13 protein-coding genes and 2 pseudogenes are annotated in these 17030 nt (G+C 71.1%); 4 read left to right on the top strand and 11 right to left on the bottom strand.

All coding sequences use genetic code 11. From position 1 onward, the window contains the following. Nucleotides 1-4 precede the first annotated feature (4 nt). A complete protein-coding gene (locus ABZ714_RS11395) occupies nucleotides 5-1270 on the top strand; it encodes a DNA cytosine methyltransferase (RefSeq protein WP_358825042.1) in 1266 nt (421 codons plus the stop codon). Next, entirely contained in the window at nucleotides 1270-2376 is a 1107-nt protein-coding gene (locus ABZ714_RS11400; protein ID WP_358824953.1) for a DnaB-like helicase N-terminal domain-containing protein, read from the top strand. Before ABZ714_RS11395 ends, ABZ714_RS11400 begins: the two co-directional genes overlap by 1 nt. Before the next feature lie 36 nt (nucleotides 2377-2412). On the opposite strand, the gene ABZ714_RS11405 is transcribed toward ABZ714_RS11400, so the two are convergent. After that, nucleotides 2413-2586, bottom strand: coding sequence for a hypothetical protein (locus ABZ714_RS11405; protein ID WP_358824954.1), 174 nt, complete (start codon nucleotides 2584-2586; stop codon nucleotides 2413-2415). A 131-nt stretch (nucleotides 2587-2717) separates the two neighbouring features. Between ABZ714_RS11405 and ABZ714_RS11410 the strand changes: the two genes are divergently transcribed. Beyond that, entirely contained in the window at nucleotides 2718-4316 is a 1599-nt protein-coding gene (locus ABZ714_RS11410) for a helix-turn-helix domain-containing protein (RefSeq protein WP_358824955.1), read from the top strand. 36 nt (nucleotides 4317-4352) lie between these two features. On the opposite strand, the gene ABZ714_RS11415 is transcribed toward ABZ714_RS11410, so the two are convergent. Further along, nucleotides 4353-4700 carry a hypothetical protein gene (locus ABZ714_RS11415; protein WP_358824956.1) on the bottom strand — a complete coding sequence of 116 codons (348 nt, stop codon included), beginning with the start codon at nucleotides 4698-4700 and terminating at the stop codon, nucleotides 4353-4355. Between the two features lie 451 nt (nucleotides 4701-5151). Between ABZ714_RS11415 and ABZ714_RS11420 the strand changes: the two genes are divergently transcribed. Beyond that, nucleotides 5152-6492, top strand: coding sequence for a DUF317 domain-containing protein (locus ABZ714_RS11420; RefSeq protein ID WP_358824957.1), 1341 nt, complete (start codon nucleotides 5152-5154; stop codon nucleotides 6490-6492). Between the two features lie 173 nt (nucleotides 6493-6665). Here the strand turns inward: ABZ714_RS11420 and ABZ714_RS11425 are convergent, their stop codons facing one another. The 9 genes and pseudogenes from ABZ714_RS11425 to ABZ714_RS11465 all read right to left on the bottom strand — a co-directional run bounded on the left by ABZ714_RS11425 (nucleotide 6666) and on the right by ABZ714_RS11465 (nucleotide 16929). Next, nucleotides 6666-7547, bottom strand: a complete 882-nt coding sequence (locus tag ABZ714_RS11425; RefSeq protein ID WP_358825043.1) for a DUF5655 domain-containing protein — start codon at nucleotides 7545-7547, stop codon at nucleotides 6666-6668. Between the two features lie 508 nt (nucleotides 7548-8055). Further along, nucleotides 8056-8532, bottom strand: coding sequence for an isochorismatase family cysteine hydrolase (locus ABZ714_RS11430; RefSeq protein WP_358825044.1), 477 nt, complete (start codon nucleotides 8530-8532; stop codon nucleotides 8056-8058). A gap of 175 nt (nucleotides 8533-8707) precedes the next feature. Further along, a pseudogene (locus ABZ714_RS11435) lies at nucleotides 8708-8800 on the bottom strand (flavoprotein); the annotation flags it as partial. Then, a pseudogene (locus ABZ714_RS11440) lies at nucleotides 8797-8987 on the bottom strand (transcriptional regulator); the annotation flags it as partial. The pseudogenes ABZ714_RS11435 and ABZ714_RS11440, both read right to left, overlap by 4 nt. A gap of 57 nt (nucleotides 8988-9044) precedes the next feature. After that, the gene (locus ABZ714_RS11445; protein ID WP_358824958.1) at nucleotides 9045-9770 is read right to left on the bottom strand and encodes a dienelactone hydrolase family protein; all 726 of its coding nucleotides are present in this window, start codon (nucleotides 9768-9770) and stop codon (nucleotides 9045-9047) included. A gap of 112 nt (nucleotides 9771-9882) precedes the next feature. Next, nucleotides 9883-10821: an FAD-dependent oxidoreductase gene (locus ABZ714_RS11450; protein WP_358824959.1), complete on the bottom strand. Its 939-nt coding sequence runs from the start codon at nucleotides 10819-10821 to the stop codon at nucleotides 9883-9885. Between the two features lie 4 nt (nucleotides 10822-10825). Further along, complete coding sequence (locus tag ABZ714_RS11455; RefSeq protein ID WP_358824960.1) at nucleotides 10826-11977, bottom strand: LuxR C-terminal-related transcriptional regulator; 1152 nt, start codon at nucleotides 11975-11977, stop codon at nucleotides 10826-10828. A 113-nt stretch (nucleotides 11978-12090) separates the two neighbouring features. After that, the gene (locus ABZ714_RS11460) at nucleotides 12091-13449 is read right to left on the bottom strand and encodes an MFS transporter (RefSeq protein ID WP_358824961.1); all 1359 of its coding nucleotides are present in this window, start codon (nucleotides 13447-13449) and stop codon (nucleotides 12091-12093) included. 189 nt (nucleotides 13450-13638) lie between these two features. After that, on the bottom strand, nucleotides 13639-16929 hold the full coding sequence (locus ABZ714_RS11465; RefSeq protein WP_358824962.1) for a right-handed parallel beta-helix repeat-containing protein: 3291 nt from the start codon (nucleotides 16927-16929) through the stop codon (nucleotides 13639-13641). Between the last annotated feature and the right edge of the window lie 101 nt (nucleotides 16930-17030).

Below are 17030 nucleotides of genomic sequence, written 5' to 3' on the forward strand. Positions count from 1 at the left end.
CGGGCTGGTTCTGGATTTGTTCGCGGGCCCGGGCGGCTGGACAGTCCCCATGCACCGGTGGGGTATCCGGGATGTCGGTCTGGAGTGGGACGAGTGGGCCTGCCGAACGCGGGCGGCTGCGGGCCAACTGACCATCCGTACCGACGTCGCCCTCTACCCGGTTTGGCCGTTCGCGGGCCGGACCGGGGGGTTGATCGCGTCACCGCCGTGTCAGGCGTGGTCGATGGCGGGCAAGCGGCTCGGCCTGGTGGACCAGCCGCTGGTCCACCAGGCGGTCGCCGACCTCGCCCAGGGGCGTGACACCCGCGAACGGCTGCTGGGCGCCTGCCGCGACAAGCGCAGCCTGCTGGCGGCCGAGCCGATGCGCTACCTCCACGCCCTGAACGCGGCCGGTGAGCCGGAGTGGGTGGCGATGGAAGAGGTCCCGCACGTCCTGCCCCTGTGGCGCCAGTACGCCGAGGTCCTGCGGGGATGGGGGTATTCAGCGTGGACCGGGATCCTGAACGCCGCCGACTACGGGGTGCCGCAGACAAGGAGGCGGGCGATCCTCCTCGCCTCCCGGGTCCGTACCGCGACACCGCCGCCCCCGACGCACGCCGCCACCGCCGAGCCCGAGTCGCTGTTCGGGCCGGGCCGGGACCGCTGGGTCTCGATGGCCGAGGCACTCGGCTGGGGCGCCACCGACCGGCCAGTGCCGACGGTGTGCGCGGGCGGGGGGCCGGGCGGCGGGCCGGAGCCCTTCCCCTCCGGCTCCCGCAAGACCCTGACCGACGCTCGCGACAGCGGAGCCTGGACAGCCCGCCGGATCTCCGCTCCAGCTCCCGCCAACCGGACCCGCGGGCAGCGCGCGGTACGGCAAACCGTCCGGGACAGCGACACCCCCGGAGCGCGTCCCTCGGCATGCGTCGCGGCGGCACACGGCCGAGCGTGGAGCCTGCGGAGCAACAACCAGGCCAACGCCACCGTCCGGTCCATCGACGAGCCGGCGGGGACGCTGTTCTTCGGGCACCGCGCGAACGAGTGCGTCTGGGTCGCCGAGCCCCTCCCGGAATCGCCGGGCGAGGAAGGCGGGGCGGTGGAGTCGATCCGGATCACCGCCGCCGAGGCCGGGCTGCTGCAGACCTTCCCCGCCGACTACCCGTGGCAGGGCAACAAGGGGCAGCAGTTCTCGCAGATCGGCAACGCCGTCCCGCCCAGGCTCGCGGCCCATCTCCTCGCCCCGCACCTCGGAAAGACTTTCACCCGCGACGACTTCACCCTGGCGGCCTGATGCCCGACACCACCGACCCGTACGGCGACGAGGAAGGTCCGGAGGACTCCGCGCCGTTGCCGCCGGCGCACTTCGCTGAGCAGGCGCTCCTCGGCGCCCTCCTCCTCAACCCGGAACGGCTCAAGACCCTCGGCCCGCTGGAAGCGGTCCAGTTCGCCAATCCCGCCCACGCCGCCGTGTTCGCCGCCATGAGCGCCCTCTCCCCTCCGGACGCCTCCGTGCACGCGAAGGAACCGGCCTGGCTGATCGCCGTCCTCGACCACGCCCGCCGCGACGCCCGCGGGCTGACCGCCTCCTACCTCCACGCCCTCGTCCAAGCCTGCCCTGACCCCCGGCATGCCACGGCCTACACCCGGATGATCCGGTCCGACCACGCGCGCCGCACCCTGCGCGTCCACGCCGGGCGCCTCGCGCAGACCGCCACCGTCCCCGTCCAGCCCGACCCGGCCACAGCGGTGCTCGCCCAGGCCGACGCCCTCACCGGGCATCTCGACCTTCTCGCGGGCCAGTTCGCGCCGCACCCCGGTTCCCTCCCCCGCACCCCCGCACCCCCCGATCCGCCGAGAGACACCGGCACGGACGTTGCGGAGGAGGAACGCATGCTGGTGGCGACCGCGACCGCCCACTCCGGTGAGCTGGCCCGCGTGCGGTGGCTGCAGCCGAGCGACTTCGCCCTCCCCATGCACGCGGTCCTGTTCCACTGCCTGACCGCCCTCGCCCACCGCGGCGAGCCAGTGGACCCCGTCACCGTCCTGTGGGAGTCCCAGCACCGCGGTCTCCTTCGCGACGCGCCCCCGGCACACATCCTGACCCTCCTGTCGACACCGGCCGGTTCCATCGAGCACTGGGGCGAGCGGGTTCTGCACCGCGCGCTGCTCCACCAGGCACACACCACCGCCGGACGTATCCGCGCCTTCACCGACGACCCGGCCAACTCGGTTCACCAACTCATCACCGGCAGCCGCCGCGCCCTCGCCGGACTGACCGCCGTACGGACCCGGGTCCGGCAAGCGCACCAGCCCTCACCGACCGCCACCTCGTCCCCCGCCGCCCCCCGGGCGGGGCCCGCCCTGCGCACCAGAGCCCACGCGAGCGGGCTTCGCTAGGCTGTCGTTCCTCCGGACCACCTTCACCCGCCCGGTTCACCGGGCCGCGACACCGACCGCGACGGTTGCCATCAAGGCCATACCCGCCAGCGCCACCGTGAGAGGGATCGCGACACGGGGATGAGCAAAGGCGAGATGGAAGAGTACGACGCCCACCACGCCGGTGAGCACAGCGATTACCAGGACGATCATGGCGGTCGTCGTAGACACAGCGAGTTCCCCTGCGGTCGATCCGAAGCAGCTCGACGATCATGTCGATCGGCGGGCGTTGCGGCACGAGCACACCGTTGCGGAATCAAGGCAACGGTGCAGGGTGGCAGGTAGAGGGCAGAGGCGAGTAAATGACATCAGGTGAGCTGGTTCCGGACACTCCGCGCGCGATGATCTTCCAGAAAGACATCGACCAGACGCAGGTCGGCCCCGAGCGTTACGAACTCGCCCGCGCGCTCCGCGACCTGGCCCCCAGGCTCGGCGTGAGCCTCAGCCGGTACGCAGTCCGCATCTTTTTGGACCGCTCCACCCTCTCCCGGTACTTCAGCGGCACGGTCGTACCACCCGCCTCATTCGTCGAGCGGCTCGTCGAAGACGGCGACCGGGCAACCGGTACCGATCTCACCGCAGAAGCGCGCAAGCTGGTACGTGAGCTGCACCGAGCCGCTCTGCGGGCCACGAGCCCGGGAAGCGCGGACCTCCAAGACCTGAGAGACAAACTGGCGGCGGCCGACCAGGAGAGTCACCACCTCCAGCAGGAGGCCCTGCTCCTGCGCGACATGCTGATCCGTGTGCAGGAGCAGCTCGACGAGCAGAAGACCCGGATCCGTCAGGTGGAACGCGCCAGCGCGGCCAGCCGCCTCGCCCACCGCACCGAACTGGAACAGCAGTCCGCCGGCTCCGAGGCCCTTCGGACCGAACGGGACGAGCTCCTGCAGAAAATCGCCCGACTGAGGGCAGAACTGGAAAAGGCTGAGCTGCGCGCCCGGACTGCGGAAGGACGGTGCGCCCTTCTTGAACAGCAACTGGAAGCCGCCGAAGGGCAGGCCGAAGAAGCCGAGACTCCAACACAGGAGGTCATAGAATATCTCGCTACATTTACACGCGAGAACAGAATATTCCGCGACCTTCAACTGGAACCCGGAGACGGGGACCAGAGTTGGGGCGGCGGCATAATCAAACTGCTCGGCTCGGCACTGGGCTCTCGGATCGAAAAATCCCTCTATAGCCCGAGCCCCGCACCGCTGACCGAAGCAGCAGTCCTCAACCTGCCCGAAAAACCCGGAGCCTTCCAGCTGATCCGCCGGTCTGCAGACGGGTCCGACGTCTGCGTTTACCTGGGCAAGGACGAGCACTCTCTGCGCCGACGACTGACGAAACTCCGGCAGAAAATCCGAGGACGAAAGAACCTCTCTTCGAGTGAAATATTTTTTAATTACCTCCACATCGAGGACGACCTCTCCACCTTTGCCGTTGACAAAATCCTCCTACAGAACTGGAATGCGCGAAACGGGGAACTCCCGCCATGGAATAAAAACGATTTTGGCGCTATGGACGCAGGACGCGCCCGCGACCATTCTTCGCTGGCCCCTCATCATTTCGATGCGCTCCATCCCATCGACCTGACCTGGACAGTCTATGACCATCAGCACCCGGCAGGGTGGAAGTCCGAATGGCAAATCATCCGTCGCCTTAAATCAGCACTCCCCTACACCTTCAGAACCCTCGGGGACCAGAGGTACTTCGACGCGGGAATGATCATGATCCCGGGGGGGTCACTGACCGCCGATACAGCGTTCCGTCTACTCGCACAGGCCCTCGGCCCGGAATGGCAGATAAGTGCCCTCGCAGGGCGCGTCATCCTGCACGTTGAACGCGTGGAGTACCCCTCCGCGATCCGCTATTATCGAGGGTTCGAGGTGGAGGACGGTCCGTACGCAGACGCCTGACCAAACGGAATTACCAGCGCACTTCCGCGCTTCTAGCTACCGGTGAAGCTGCAGATCACGCAGGGGCTCGCACGCGCTGCAGATGATCGCCCCGAGGGCGGCAAGTCGCGTCAGCTCCCCCTGCCCGATACGCCGGGTGCGCTCCGCAGGCAGCCGGACCTCGCAGCCGACCGCGTGAAGCTGCGGTGCGTCCGCCACCCGTTCCGGCGTGAACACCACCCATCCGGGCCCGCCCTCCGGCGACTCCGGCTCTCCCGCCAGTTCCGCTTCCGCGACCCGTCGGCGTTCCTCGCCGATCCAGCGGTCCGTACGGGCGAGGTCCTGCAACTGGACCTGTCGCAGGAACAGCAGTCGCTCCAGCCGGCCGGAGCCGCTTTCGGTCATTCCAGCCCCCTGCCGGACTGTCGGGGATGAGCAGCCCGGCGCCGCTCTCCGCTTGAGCCCCGTCTGGCCGACAGCCCCGTCTGCCGCAGGCGCGTCCGTCCCGAAGCCGCACGTCGAGGCCGCGACCGGGGCCAGGCCGAAGTCGCGCTGCCGCTCCTCCCAGCGCACTGTTCGCCGCTCCAGTACCGGCCCGCCCCGGCCTTCGCCAACCACGGGAGCCTCCGGCCCAGCGCCTTGCGCGCTGGCGCCAGCCGGTGAGGCCGGGCAAGCGGGCCGAGGGGGTCAGCAAGGGATTCAGCCATGACTGAAACCATACCCAATGTCGTGCACACGTTCGATTCTCGGCGCTGGAACGTACCGGTCCGGCCTCCGGCAGTCCGAGAACGGCCGGCCCGGGCACCACTGCGGTCGGGCCGTACCGACTGGCTGTTCTCCCCTACGAAAGGAACCGATGCCCCACCCCGACTCCCCCGTCCATGTCCGCCTGGCGCTCCATCCCGTTCACCGCTCGGCCGTCACCGCCGCTTTCACGGGTGCGCCGCCCGCCGAAGTCCGAGAAGTCCTCCTGTCCCACGGCTTCCGGGATACCGAGCCGGGGGTGATGGTGCTGGCCCGGATCGACCGGGAGGAGCCCCATTACACCGCCCGGGCCGTCGGCGCCCTCGCTCGCCGCGGCCACCGGACCACGGTCGACCCCGCCCTGCAGGAGGAGATCGACACCGAGTGGACCTGGGGCGGCTATCCGATGCCCTGGCTGACCCGCGACGAGATCCGGGAGGTAGGAGCCGCAGCCCAGGTGATCCACGACGACATCGTCTCCGGCCGTCTCACCATCCGCCTGCACGCCCACGACGGGTACACCATCGTCGCGGTCGGCACCCACGAGGACGGCCGCCACCTCCATTTCCACGGCGAGGACCATCTCCGGCAGATCACCGGCGTCTACGACACCGAGACCGAAGCCGTCGCCGACTTCCACCGCCTCCACACCGTCGCCGTACGCCCCGGACCGGCCCCCGCCACCGAAACCGAACGCGCCGCCGCCGAAGCCCTCACCATCCCCCTGTCCGCCAGCACCCTCCCCGGCGCGACGACCACGACCGAGACACCGGCCCCCACCCTCGCCAAGGTCCCCGGCCCCGGCGAGCACGAGGCGCTCCTGACCTCCTTCCTTGACGCCCAGAGGGACTGGGAGCGCTACCGGACGTGGTCCGACGCCACCACCCACGCCGTCCACGAGAACCTGTGCCTGCGCGTCGAACTCGACCATGAGGCCCGGGACCATACCGACATCGCCTGGAGTGTCGCCGCGTACGACTCGCCGGTCGGGCAGCGCCTGTGGCACGCCACCGCCACCGTCGGCACCCCCATCCCGATCATCAGCACCTTCCTCGCCGGTCTAGCCTCCGACAACGCCTGGACCGATATCCCCGAGCCGCTGACCGAGACCTCCATCGCCGAGGCGATCCGTCCTCTCGCCGACGCCGGATGGGCCCACACGGTCGACGGTCACCGGATCACTGTCACCGCCCCGGGCCCCAACCCGGCCGGAGTGACGGTCGACCCGCTCGCCCGGCCCGGCGGCTGGACGCTCTGGAGCGGCCCCCACCCCGACCGGCCCGACTGGACCGTCAGCCTGTCCCGGCACACCCCGCCAGCCCTTCTGCAGGACCTCACCCACGAACTCGCCCACGGCGCAGACCTGCCCGCGCCGCAGCTCCGCCCCCACCACCCTCCGGTCACCGCCTTCCCCTCCGCACTCCGGCCGTCCGGCCCGTCACGAGGCCGCTGACGCGCGCCAAGCGTTTAGCAGGGGATGCCCGGTTCACCAAACCGGGCATCCCCTGGACCATTGATTACTCCACCGCCACCCACCGTCCGCACCGTCGAAAGGCCACCGGCACGATCACCAGCCACAGCCAAAGCCGCACACCGCCGACCGCCCCACGCCCGGCCGACCCTCGGCTACGACCCGGTGTAGGCGAGGCGGAACAAGTCGCCGGCCCGCTCCAGATCCCGCTCGGACCGGAGCTGGACCTCCAGGTCCCCCGTACCGTGATGCCCGAGCCCCGTCACATCCCGGGTGAACCCGGGAACGAGGTCGACCCCCTGTGGGCGGACCTTGAGATAGGCGAGGACCTTGGTCTGCTGCGGCAGGCAGACGCAGGCGAAATTCCGCAGCCGCTGGTAGGCGCGGTACTGCTTGCGGTGCACCGTGACCACATCGGCTCCCAGGCCGAGCAGGACCTCGTCCACCGCCCCGGCCAGCTCCCGCAGCGCACCCACCGGTGCGGCTGCCGACCGCCGGACGGTCCGCCGCCGCCGACGGGGCACCGCGGCGTGCCCGGCCACGGACGCGACGGTCTCCAGGCCGATGTGGTCATCGCCGTAGAGCCGGTAGCGGACCAGGTCGATGCTGCGCCGGTGCTCCCGCACGGCGTGGACGTCGTACCGGGTGAAATCGCCGGCCACGCAGATCAGCCGCGGGCTGCTCCACAAGATCCGACTCGCGGCATCGGCACCGAGGCGGTCGCGCACCAGGCGCTGGAACTCCGCCTTGTGATCCATCAGCCACGCCAGGTAGTACAAGCCCTGGTGGATGACCCCCGCGTCCGTCGCCCGCTTGTACTCCACGATCACGGGCGCGCCGTTCTCGTCCAGCCCCAGCGAGTCGATCCGCCCGCCGTGGACCGGCCCGGTGTTGTACTCGCTCGCCAGGAACCTGACGCCCAGCATCGTCTCCATGTGCGCCTCGACGAGGCTCTGCACATCCGCCTCGATCTCAGCGAGACGCGGCACCACCTCTGTCAAGCCGCCCGCCGTGTTGAACAGCTTCAGCCCCGACACCTCCCCTGATCGACTCACTGGTCGACAACACCGGGCAGGTGCGGATTTGTTTCCACGAGACGCGCGAGTGGCCGCACGGATGGCATGGGAGACCTTCTTCACCCGGGCCAGGGACCAGTTGTCCCCCGATTCCTGAAGACCCGCTGTTCCCCCATGTGTCCCCCAGGCCAGGTGACGATGCATCAGTCACAAATGAACCCGCAGGTCACAGCCACACAAGCGGCGACAGATCGAAAGTCTTCTAAGCGCTTGGCCGCAGGTTCGAGTCCTGCCGGGGGCGCGCATCCTTTTAAGACTCCGCCCTCCCGTCCGGGAGGGCGTTTTTACTGTTCAGGGATGCCGGATGGACCCGAGGCACTCACCCCGGGCCGCGTAGTGCGCGCCCAGGGCACTCTCCGACCCGGAGCCGAGGGACGGCATGATCCGCCGCCGGCCGGCCGAACGCAGATCGCCCGCCACGACGACGCGCGGATGCGTCCGAGTGCGACGGCACACATCGACCACGCGCCTACTCCAGCCCCACGGCCCCCTCGTACGCGGTGATCTGATGTACCACGGCTGCCGCGGAGACGAGTTGCCCGGATCCGATCAAGCGACGGGCGACGACAAGTCCCGCGGCGTGGACGTCCGGTCCCGCGTCACTCGCGGACGCGTCCGTGACGATCCACGGCGCGTAGCCGTACTCGAAAGCGTCCACGGCGGACTTCAGAACACAGCTCTCGGTCGCGATCCCGCAGAAGACCAGATCGGTCCAGCCCACCCGGCGGATCAGTTCCGCGGCTTCGGACGTGAACAGCGTGTACCCGGCCTTGTCGACCACGGCGTGGGCACGAGCACCGGCCTCGACCAGTTCGGGCACGAGGTCGGTCTCCGGGGACGCGCGGAGACGCCGCCATTGGAAGAAGCGCTCGTAGGGGCTGTCCGGATAGTTGAAGTAGCGAGTGAAGACGACAGGACGCCCGGCGCCGGTCCACCGCGCGACCAGATTCGAGACCGCACAGCATGACGGCTGTGACGGTCTACGAAGCCGTTCTGCGTATCGATCACGACCAACGCGGCGTTCCCGATGTCCATGCGCTACCTCTGCCCACCCACGTCTGACGACATGCTCTACCGGGCTCCGACGAGAGCCGTCGTCACCGGGCGGACAGCGACTCCCCGACCTCTTCGGAGATCCCGGCGGCCCACTTGTTGATCGTGTTGAACGTGGCCGGGGCGACCGCGATGGCGTCGGCCGGCGGCAGCGGGCGCGGTCGCGGGCCGCCATGTCGGCCACCAGTTCCCGTACGGCGGGGCGGCGGATGTCCTGCGCCGCGCGGCTCTCGGCGATGCGCAGCGCCTGGTAGCCGTCGGCGAGACGGCCCTGCTGGTCGTCGGCTCGGGCGGTTCGACCCACAGGGCGGCCCGGCGTTCGGGCACGGGGGTACGGCGGCGCACGAGGCGCCCGCCGGACACCCGGACGTGCCCGAACCGGGGGCGTATCAGGAGCCGGTCGGATCAATCCGTGACGGGTACGCACTCGGCGAGCAGGGCGACGATGTCGTGCCAGGCGCGCTGTGCGTGGCGTGGGTGGTGGCCGACGCCGGGGAGCACGGTGTGGTCGACCGTCGGGTGGTGGAAGGCGTGGAGGGCTCCTCCGTAGACCACGAGGCGCCAGTCGACGCCCGCTGCCTCCATCTCCGTGGTGAACGCCTCCCGTTGGGCGGGCGGCATGATCGGGTCTTCCGAACCGACCCCGGCCCAGACCGGGCAGCGGATGCGGGCCGCCTCGCCCGGTCGGCCCGTGATCAGTCCGTTGACCGTTCCGATCGCGCGGAGATCTACGCCGTCGCGACCGAGTTCCAGGGCGATCGCGCCCCCGGTGCCGTAGCCGATGGCGGCGGTCCGGTCGGGGTCGGCCCGGGGTTCTGCGCGCAGTACGTCGAGTGCGGCGCGGCCGATTTCCCGCATCCGGTCGGGGTCGGCGAGCAGCGGCATACAGCGGGCCAGCATTTCCTCCGGGTCCGCCAAGTAGCGTCCGCCGTGGAGGTCGAAGGCCAGTGCCACATATCCCAGCTCGGCCAGGGCGTCGGCCCGGCGGCGTTCGACATCGCCGAGTCCTGTCCCCTCGGGTCCGATCAGGACCGCGGGTCGGCGCTCGGTACCGGCCGGGAGCGCGAGGTGTCCGGTCATCGTCAGGTTGTCGGCCGAGTACTCGACCGTACGAGTGGTGATCGTCGTCATACGACTGGACGGTAATGACCACCGCGCCCGATCGGTGTGGTGTTCACCGATGGCAGAGCAGTTCGTCCGGCCGCAACACCCGGACCCGCGCGGTCGGCCGGTCCCGGCGCGCTCACCATTCGGCGGGCAGTTCCCGGGCCGCGTAGTACGCGCGCAGGGCGGCCTCCGCCCCGGAGCCGAGGGCCGTCATGATCCGCTGGTAGCGGGCCGAACGCAGATCCCCGGCCACCACGACGCGCGGATGCTGGGCGGTCGGCGGGCAGTAGCCGTCCGGGCCGCGGACCAGGTCGCCGGGCGGAGCCGTCGGGGTGCTGCCGAGGGAGAGGTACGCGGCGTCCGCCACCAGGTCGCGCCTGGCACCGCTCCCGTCCGTCACCTCCGCCGCGACCGCCCCTCCTTGACCGTGACGCAGTGTCACCTGCTGTACGGGCAGCGGCACGACGCGCGGGTCGCCCCGTACCTCCTCGATCTTGTACGCGTCCGGCTCCGGGTACGCCACCAGCAGCCGTACGTCCAGGGCCGGATGGGCGCGGAGGAAGGTGCCCACCGGGCGGTCGCCGCCGAGGACGAGCAGCGTACGACCCCCCACCTCACCCGGCTTCGCCCGCCACAGCGGGGACGGGGCCGGACCGGCGGCAGCCGTGAGCCAGGGGACGTCGTCCGGCCGCAGTGGAGCCACCCCGGTGGCGACGACGGCGTACGGGGCCGCCAGCCCCGCGCCGTCGTCCAGGGTGACGGTCACCCGGTCCTGGGTGGCGCGGAGTTCGACGGCGCGGCGGCCGAGTGCGAGTCGGCACAGTTCCGTGGCGTTCAGCTCCGCTGTCATCGCGTCGGCCAGCTCCGGCCCGCTGGTATGGCCGCCGAGGACATTGTTCAGTGCCGGGATTCGAAAGAGATTCCGGCACAACCTGTCCGGCTCGATCACCACCGAACGCATACCGACACTCGCGGCCATCCGCGCGGCGGCGCAGCCCGCGGGGCCGCCGCCGATGACGATCAGATCCGTGTCGTACGGGGCAGGCGGCCCGGAAGGGGGCGGCATGGCGGTCATCCGGCTATTCCAGCACCGGTCTCCCCGCGCGGGCTCTGTGTGCGGACGGTCTCGCCGCTCCCGGAGCCTTCGCAGGAGGTGGGCTCGGGATCCGCTCGTCGTAATCCGTGAAGAGCCGGCCGACCAGTTCGCCGCGGCTGGAGACGGCCAGCTTCTCGAAGATCGATTTGATGTGGTCGCGGACCGTGTGGGGGGAGAGATGGAGTTCGGCGGCGATGGCGTTGGTGGGGAGGCCGCGGGCCACGCACCGGGTGACCTGGAGTTCCCGGTCCGACAGTTCGTACGCCTGGACGATCAACGGGGTGATCTCGGAGGCCGGGGCCCGTTCGATGACGACCGCGGAGAAGCCGGGTTCGCCGTCGGCGCCGCGCAGGCAGGAGCCGTGGCAGACCAGCCAGCGGCCGGTCCGGCCGCGCATTCTGATCCGGGCGGTGTCGCCGCCGTGCCGTTCCGCGATCGCTCTGGCGCGCATCGCGGTGCCGTGGACCCAGAGGGGCACGCGGACGCCGAGGGCGGTGACCGAGGTGGGTCCTTCGGGGAGTTCCTCCAGGTAGCGGCGGGCTTCGTCATTCGCGGAGACCAGGGCGCCGCCCGCGTCGAAGAGGAGGAGCCCGGTGCCGGTCGGGCCGCCTTCGGCGGGGGCGGGGCGGGTTTTGGCGTACGATCTGAGTCGGCGGGCGATCGGTGTGCCGAGGTCCTGGAGGAACCGCCGTTCTGCGGCGGTGAAGGCGGCTCGGCCCTTCTCGCGGAACAGGCTGATGTAGCCGTGCGGGCGGCCGTCCACCCGGAGGACGGCCCGGAGTTCGTCGTGGAGTCCGCGCGGTACCAGGAAGTCCCGGTAGAGGGCGCTTCGGCCGGGTCGGCCTCCGGTGCTGTCCCAGAGGCTCGCCACCGGTACCGGTGCCCGGGCGAGATCGCTGAACAGGTTGATCCGCTCCGTGAACAGTTCATGCCGCCAGTAGGCGGTACAGCTCTGGTCCTCGGTGTTCTCGGCGAGGACCGGTGAGGTGATCATCCCGGTCTCGGGGTCAGTGGCGCGCCAGACGCCGACGTCGTACGGGACGGCCCGGCGCAGTTGTGCGGCGAGGATGCCGAACATCGCGTCCGGGCCGTCGGCCCGGATCGCGCGGGCGATGAGTTCTTCGCGTCCGGTCACAGGGGGCATGCTGCGGCACTCCGTTCCGGGTCGCCTGTGGATGGGGGAACGTACAGCGGCCGACTTCACGGTAGGCGACACCCCGGGTGGTACGGGGCGCCGTCGGTGCCGGGTCACGATTTCCGCCCGGAGCGGACGGGCGGGAGCTGGAGGGCGGTCACCCCCGCGAGCAGGGGGAACAGGGCGACGACGGCCAGCGCACCGGTCAATTCCAGATGTTCGGAGAGGGTTCCGGTGGTGGCGGAGCCGATGCCGCCGCCGACGAAGAAGAGCAGATTGAGGATGCCCATGGCGGCGCCGCGCCGGGCGGGTTCGAGCCGGTCGGCGAGTACGGCGGTGGTGAGTACCTGGGTGGCCGCGAACGTCGCCATGCCCATGGAGGTGCCGATCAGCATGACGAGGACACCGCCGTCGACGAGGCCCACGATCCCGAGGCAGACGGCCGAGGTGACGGCGGTTCCGGCGAGCAGGAGGCCGCCGCCCCTGCCGGTGGTGAGCCGGCCCGCGATCCGGGCGGCCACCGCGCCGACCACCGCTCCCGGCAGCAGCCAGGCCCCGACGGCGAAGACGCCCCAGCCGTACTTCACGGTGAGGATCTGCGGGATCGCGTACATCGCGGCGAACAGCCCGGCATAGCCGCCCAGTCCGATCAGGGCAGCGGTCAGGAAGGCGCGGTCGGTGGCCAGTGGGCGCGGGAAGAATCCGTCGGGGCGCCGGCCGGTATGGGCCGCGAGGCCGACCACCGACAGGAGCAGGAGCGCCGCCAGGGCGACGACGGGCCCGGTCGTGAGGTCGAGTGAGGGTGCCTGGATGAGCAGGAGCAGGGTGGCGGCGGCGGTGCCAAGCAGCAGCCCGCCGCGCGGGTCGACGGGGGTGCCGAACCCCGGCCGGGCCGCGGCGAGCCTCAGGCAGAAGGGCACGGCCAGCAGGGAGAGAGCCGGTAGTACGAGGGTGATCCGCCAGTGCGCCCACTCGGTCGCCATTCCTCCCATGAGGGTGGCGGTGGAGGAGAAGAGGGCCATGGACGCCCCGAATATCCCGAGGATCCTCGCGCGTCGCTCGACGGGCGCGGCGGAGGCGAGAGTGAGGGCGGCGGACGTGATGGCTCCGGAGCCCGCCGCCTGGACGAAGCGGCCCGCGACGAGGGTGCCGAGGGTGGGGGCGGTGAGGCAGATGACGGCACCGGCCGCGAGGAGTGCCGATCCGGCCAGGAGGGTGTCGCGTACGCCCCGTTTCGCCGAGAGCCGCCCGAAGAACGCGGTACCGATACCGAGCGCCAGGGCGTGGGCCGTCAGCACCCAGCCCGCGACGGCGGGGCGGACGTCCATGCCGGCCGCGACATCGGGCAGCGCGACCCCCGCGGCCGTCACTCCGAAGATCACGGGCCCGAAGAGGGCCCCGAGCCGGAGCCCGGTCGCACCCGCGTCGCAGGTGTTCCGTGGTGGGGCCTGAACGGTGGCAGTGGTCGTCATCAGGGCTCTCCTTCCGGAGGCCGGACGCACCGGACCGATACGGAGCCGTGGGTGCGGCGGCCCTCCGCGGCTGATCCGGTCGGGCGCTGATCACGGTTCCAGCCGTGGCACCGGACGCCCATCCCCCTTTTGAGGGGAGCCGGGCGCCGGTGGGTCCGGCTCGGTCCGGCCGGTCCGGCGACCCCCTGACTATCCCCCCGTCGGCAGGTCCTCCGGCAGCAGTGTGCGGAGGTCGTCGATCGTCGGGTGGGTGACCTTGGTGAGGCGGCGGGCCTGGTGGGTGACCATGGTTTCGAGGAGTTGGCGGGCCAGGCGCGCGTTGCCGAAGGTGCGGTCGCGGGGGACGCCGTCGACGCGGGTCCGCAACGCCTCCAGGGTGGGGGGCGGGCAGGTGTAGCCGGTTTCCTCGGCCTGGTGGGACATGATCGTGAGGAGTTCGTCGGTGGTGTAGTCCTCGAATTCGACCGTCCGGGAGAAGCGGGAGGCCAGGCCCGGGTTGGAGGAGAGGAAGCCGTGCATTTCGGCGGTGTAGCCGGCGACGATCACCACGATCTCGTCGCGGTGGTCCTCCATCAGTTTCAGCAGGGTGTCGACGGCTTCCCGGCCGAAGTCGTTGGCCGAGCCCTCGGGGGTGAGGGTGTATGCCTCGTCGATGAAGAGGACTCCGCCGATGGCGCTCTGGAAGACCTCTTTGGTGAGCTGGGCGGTGTGGCCGACGTAGCGGCCGACCAGGTCGGCGCGGGCGACCTCGACGAGTTGGCCGCGGGAGAGGACGCCGAGGGAGGCCAGCAGGCTCGCGTAGAGCCGGGCCACGGTGGTCTTGCCGGTGCCGGGGGCGCCGGAGAAGACCAGGTGGCGGCTGATCCGGGGGACGGGCAGGCCCGCCGCCTCGCGTTGCCGGGCCGTGGTGAGCAGGCTGACCAGGTCGGTGACCTCGCGTTTGACGGCGTGCAGTCCGACCATGGCGTCGAGCCTGGCCAGCATCGCGGCCCGGTCCTCGGCCTCCGTCGCGGGGGCCGCGGCGGATTCGGCGACGTCCTCGGGGAGCAGCAGGGTGAGATCCCGTTCGGCGGGTTCGTCCATGGTGGCCAGGCGGAACGCCTGGCGGTCGACCATCTCTTCGAAGACCCGGCGGGCGGCGCGGCCGTTGCCGAAGGCGGCGCCGCGTTCCATGGTGTCGTAGTGGGCGGCCAGGGCCTGGGTGGTGCCGGGGCCGAGTTCGTACTGGTTGGCGCGGCACATGCTCTCGGTGATGGTGACGAGCTCGTCGACGGAGTAGTTGCCGAATTCGATGGTGCGGGTGAAGCGGGAGGCCAGGCCGGGGTTGGAGGAGAGGAAGTCGTCCATCTCGGCGGAGTATCCGGCGGCGATGACGGCGACGTCCTCGCGGTGGTCCTCCATCAGCTTCAGCAGGGTGTCGACGGCTTCCCGGCCGAAGTCGTTGGCCGAGCCGCCGGTGGTGAGGGTGTACGCCTCGTCGATGAAGAGGACTCCGCCGATGGCCTTCCTGAACGCCTCCGTGGTCTTGATCGCCGTGCCGCCGATCACCTGGGCGACCAGGTCGGCCCGGGAGACCTCGACCAGATGGCCCTGCGGCAGTACGCCGAGTTCGGCGAGGATCGAGCCGTAGAGCCGGGCCACGGTGGTCTTGCCGGTACCGGGCGGGCCGGCGAAGACGAGATGGCGGCTCATCGACGGTACGGGCATGCCGAGCCGTTTCCGGCGCTGGGCCAGCTGGTTGAGGTTGACCAGGGTGCGGACCTGGTGCTTGACGCCGTCGAGGCCGATCAGCGCCTCCAGTTCGTCCAGCGGGTCGCGCGGGCCGTCGTCGGGGCGGCCGCCCTGGGTGCCGGGGCTGCCGGTGAGGGCCGTGTCGGCCTCCAAGGCGTCCGGGGAGCCGTTCTCCGAGCTGGTCAGTTCGTGTACGTCGAGCCGGTCCCCGGCCCTGGTCCGGGTGAGGCCCGCGCCCCGGTTGTCGCGTACCGCGCAGTCGTGGAGCGTCACGGGTTCCGCCGTGTCGATCCGTATGCCGTCGCCGACGCTGCCGGAGATCTCGCAGAAGCGCAGTTCGGCGCGGGCGCCCGCGGTGAGGAGGACGCCGTGGGCTCCGGCGCCGGTGATCCTGACCCGGGTCAGTTCCGCCTCCCCGCCGTCCTCGACCAGCAGCCCGGAGGAGCCGGGGGCCTCGATCTCGGTGTCCCGTACGGTCGCCGAGCCCTCCCGGCCCACCGAGACGGCCGCGTCGCCGCACTGCCGGAAGGCGCAGTCGTCGAACCGGACCCGGGCCCCGCCGGCGACCCGTACCCCGGCCTGCGCGGCCCGTTCCACGACGCAGAACTCCAGCCGTCCGCGGCCGTCGTCCCCGGCCTCCACGCCGTGCCGTCCCGCCCCGCCGACCAGGACGCGGCGCAGCAGCGGCTTGGCCAGGGCGCGGAGGGAGATGCCGCTGCCCTTCGGGTCGGTGATCTCCAGCCGGTCGAACTCGGCGGTGGAGTCCTCGGTGAGCTGGACCGCGGCCTCCGGATCGGCGCAGTCCCGGACCGTGGTCCGCAGGAAGGCCGGTGAGCTGGATCCGGTGACCCGGATCGCCGCCCCGGCGGCCGAGTCGAAGGCGCAGTCCTCGAAGGTGCCCCGGGACCGGTCGGTGACCAGCAGTCCCTGGCCTTTGGTGCGGCTGGTGGAGCACCGGCGCAGCAGGGGGTCGGCGCCGTCGGAGAGCGCGATTCCCGGGCCGGTGGTGCCGGAGACGGTGACGTCCTCCAGGACCGGGCGGGACGCGCTGCTCAGATGGATGCCGACCGCGCAGTCCCGGACGGTGGTCCGGGTGACCCTGGTGGTGCTGTCGCCCTCCAGCGCGAGGGCCGGTTTGTCGGTTCCGCTGATGTCGCAGGATTCGACGGAGCCCTGGGACTCGCCGTTGGCGAGTACGCCGTTGCCGCGGGCGTCGCGGATCCGGCAGTCGCGGATGGTGGAGCGGGCGGATTCGCCGAGTACGACGGCGGAGGAGCCGAGGTTCTCCAGGACGCAGTCCTCGACGACGCCCGGGGTGGTGGAGGTGTCGACGATCCCGGCGCCCTCGCGGTTGGTGATCCGGCAGCCGCGGATCGCCAGTGAGCCGGTCTGCCGGGCGAGCAGCGCCGTCCAGCCGGAGCCGATCACCGTACAGCGGTCCAGGGCGACTTGGCCGCGTGGCGCGTCGACCACGGCGACGTCGTCGGCGCCGCCGCGCAGGACCAGGTCGGTGAGGAGTACGGCGTCCGCGACCAGGGTGACCGCGGTGCCCCGGCGGGGGCAGATCTCGACCGAGCCGGGTTCGCCGTCGCCGACGATCGTGACCCGGGTGCGTACGGTCAGATTCTCCGGGTACCGGCCGGGGCCGACCCGGACGACGGCTCCCGTACGGGCCGCGGCCAGTGCCTCCTCGACGGTCCGGAACTCGTCCGACTGCTTCTGACCAACCGTCAGTACTTGCCGTGACACGCTTGCCCCTCCTGTGTGCCGACCGGGTCCGGCGCCTGCCCGGAGCCGTACGTCCCGTCCGTCGTCCCGGCTCCGGGTCGCCTAGCATGTGCCGCATGCCG

Source organism: Streptomyces sp. NPDC006798 (assembly GCF_040635975.1).
GTDB lineage: Bacteria > Actinomycetota > Actinomycetes > Streptomycetales > Streptomycetaceae > Streptomyces.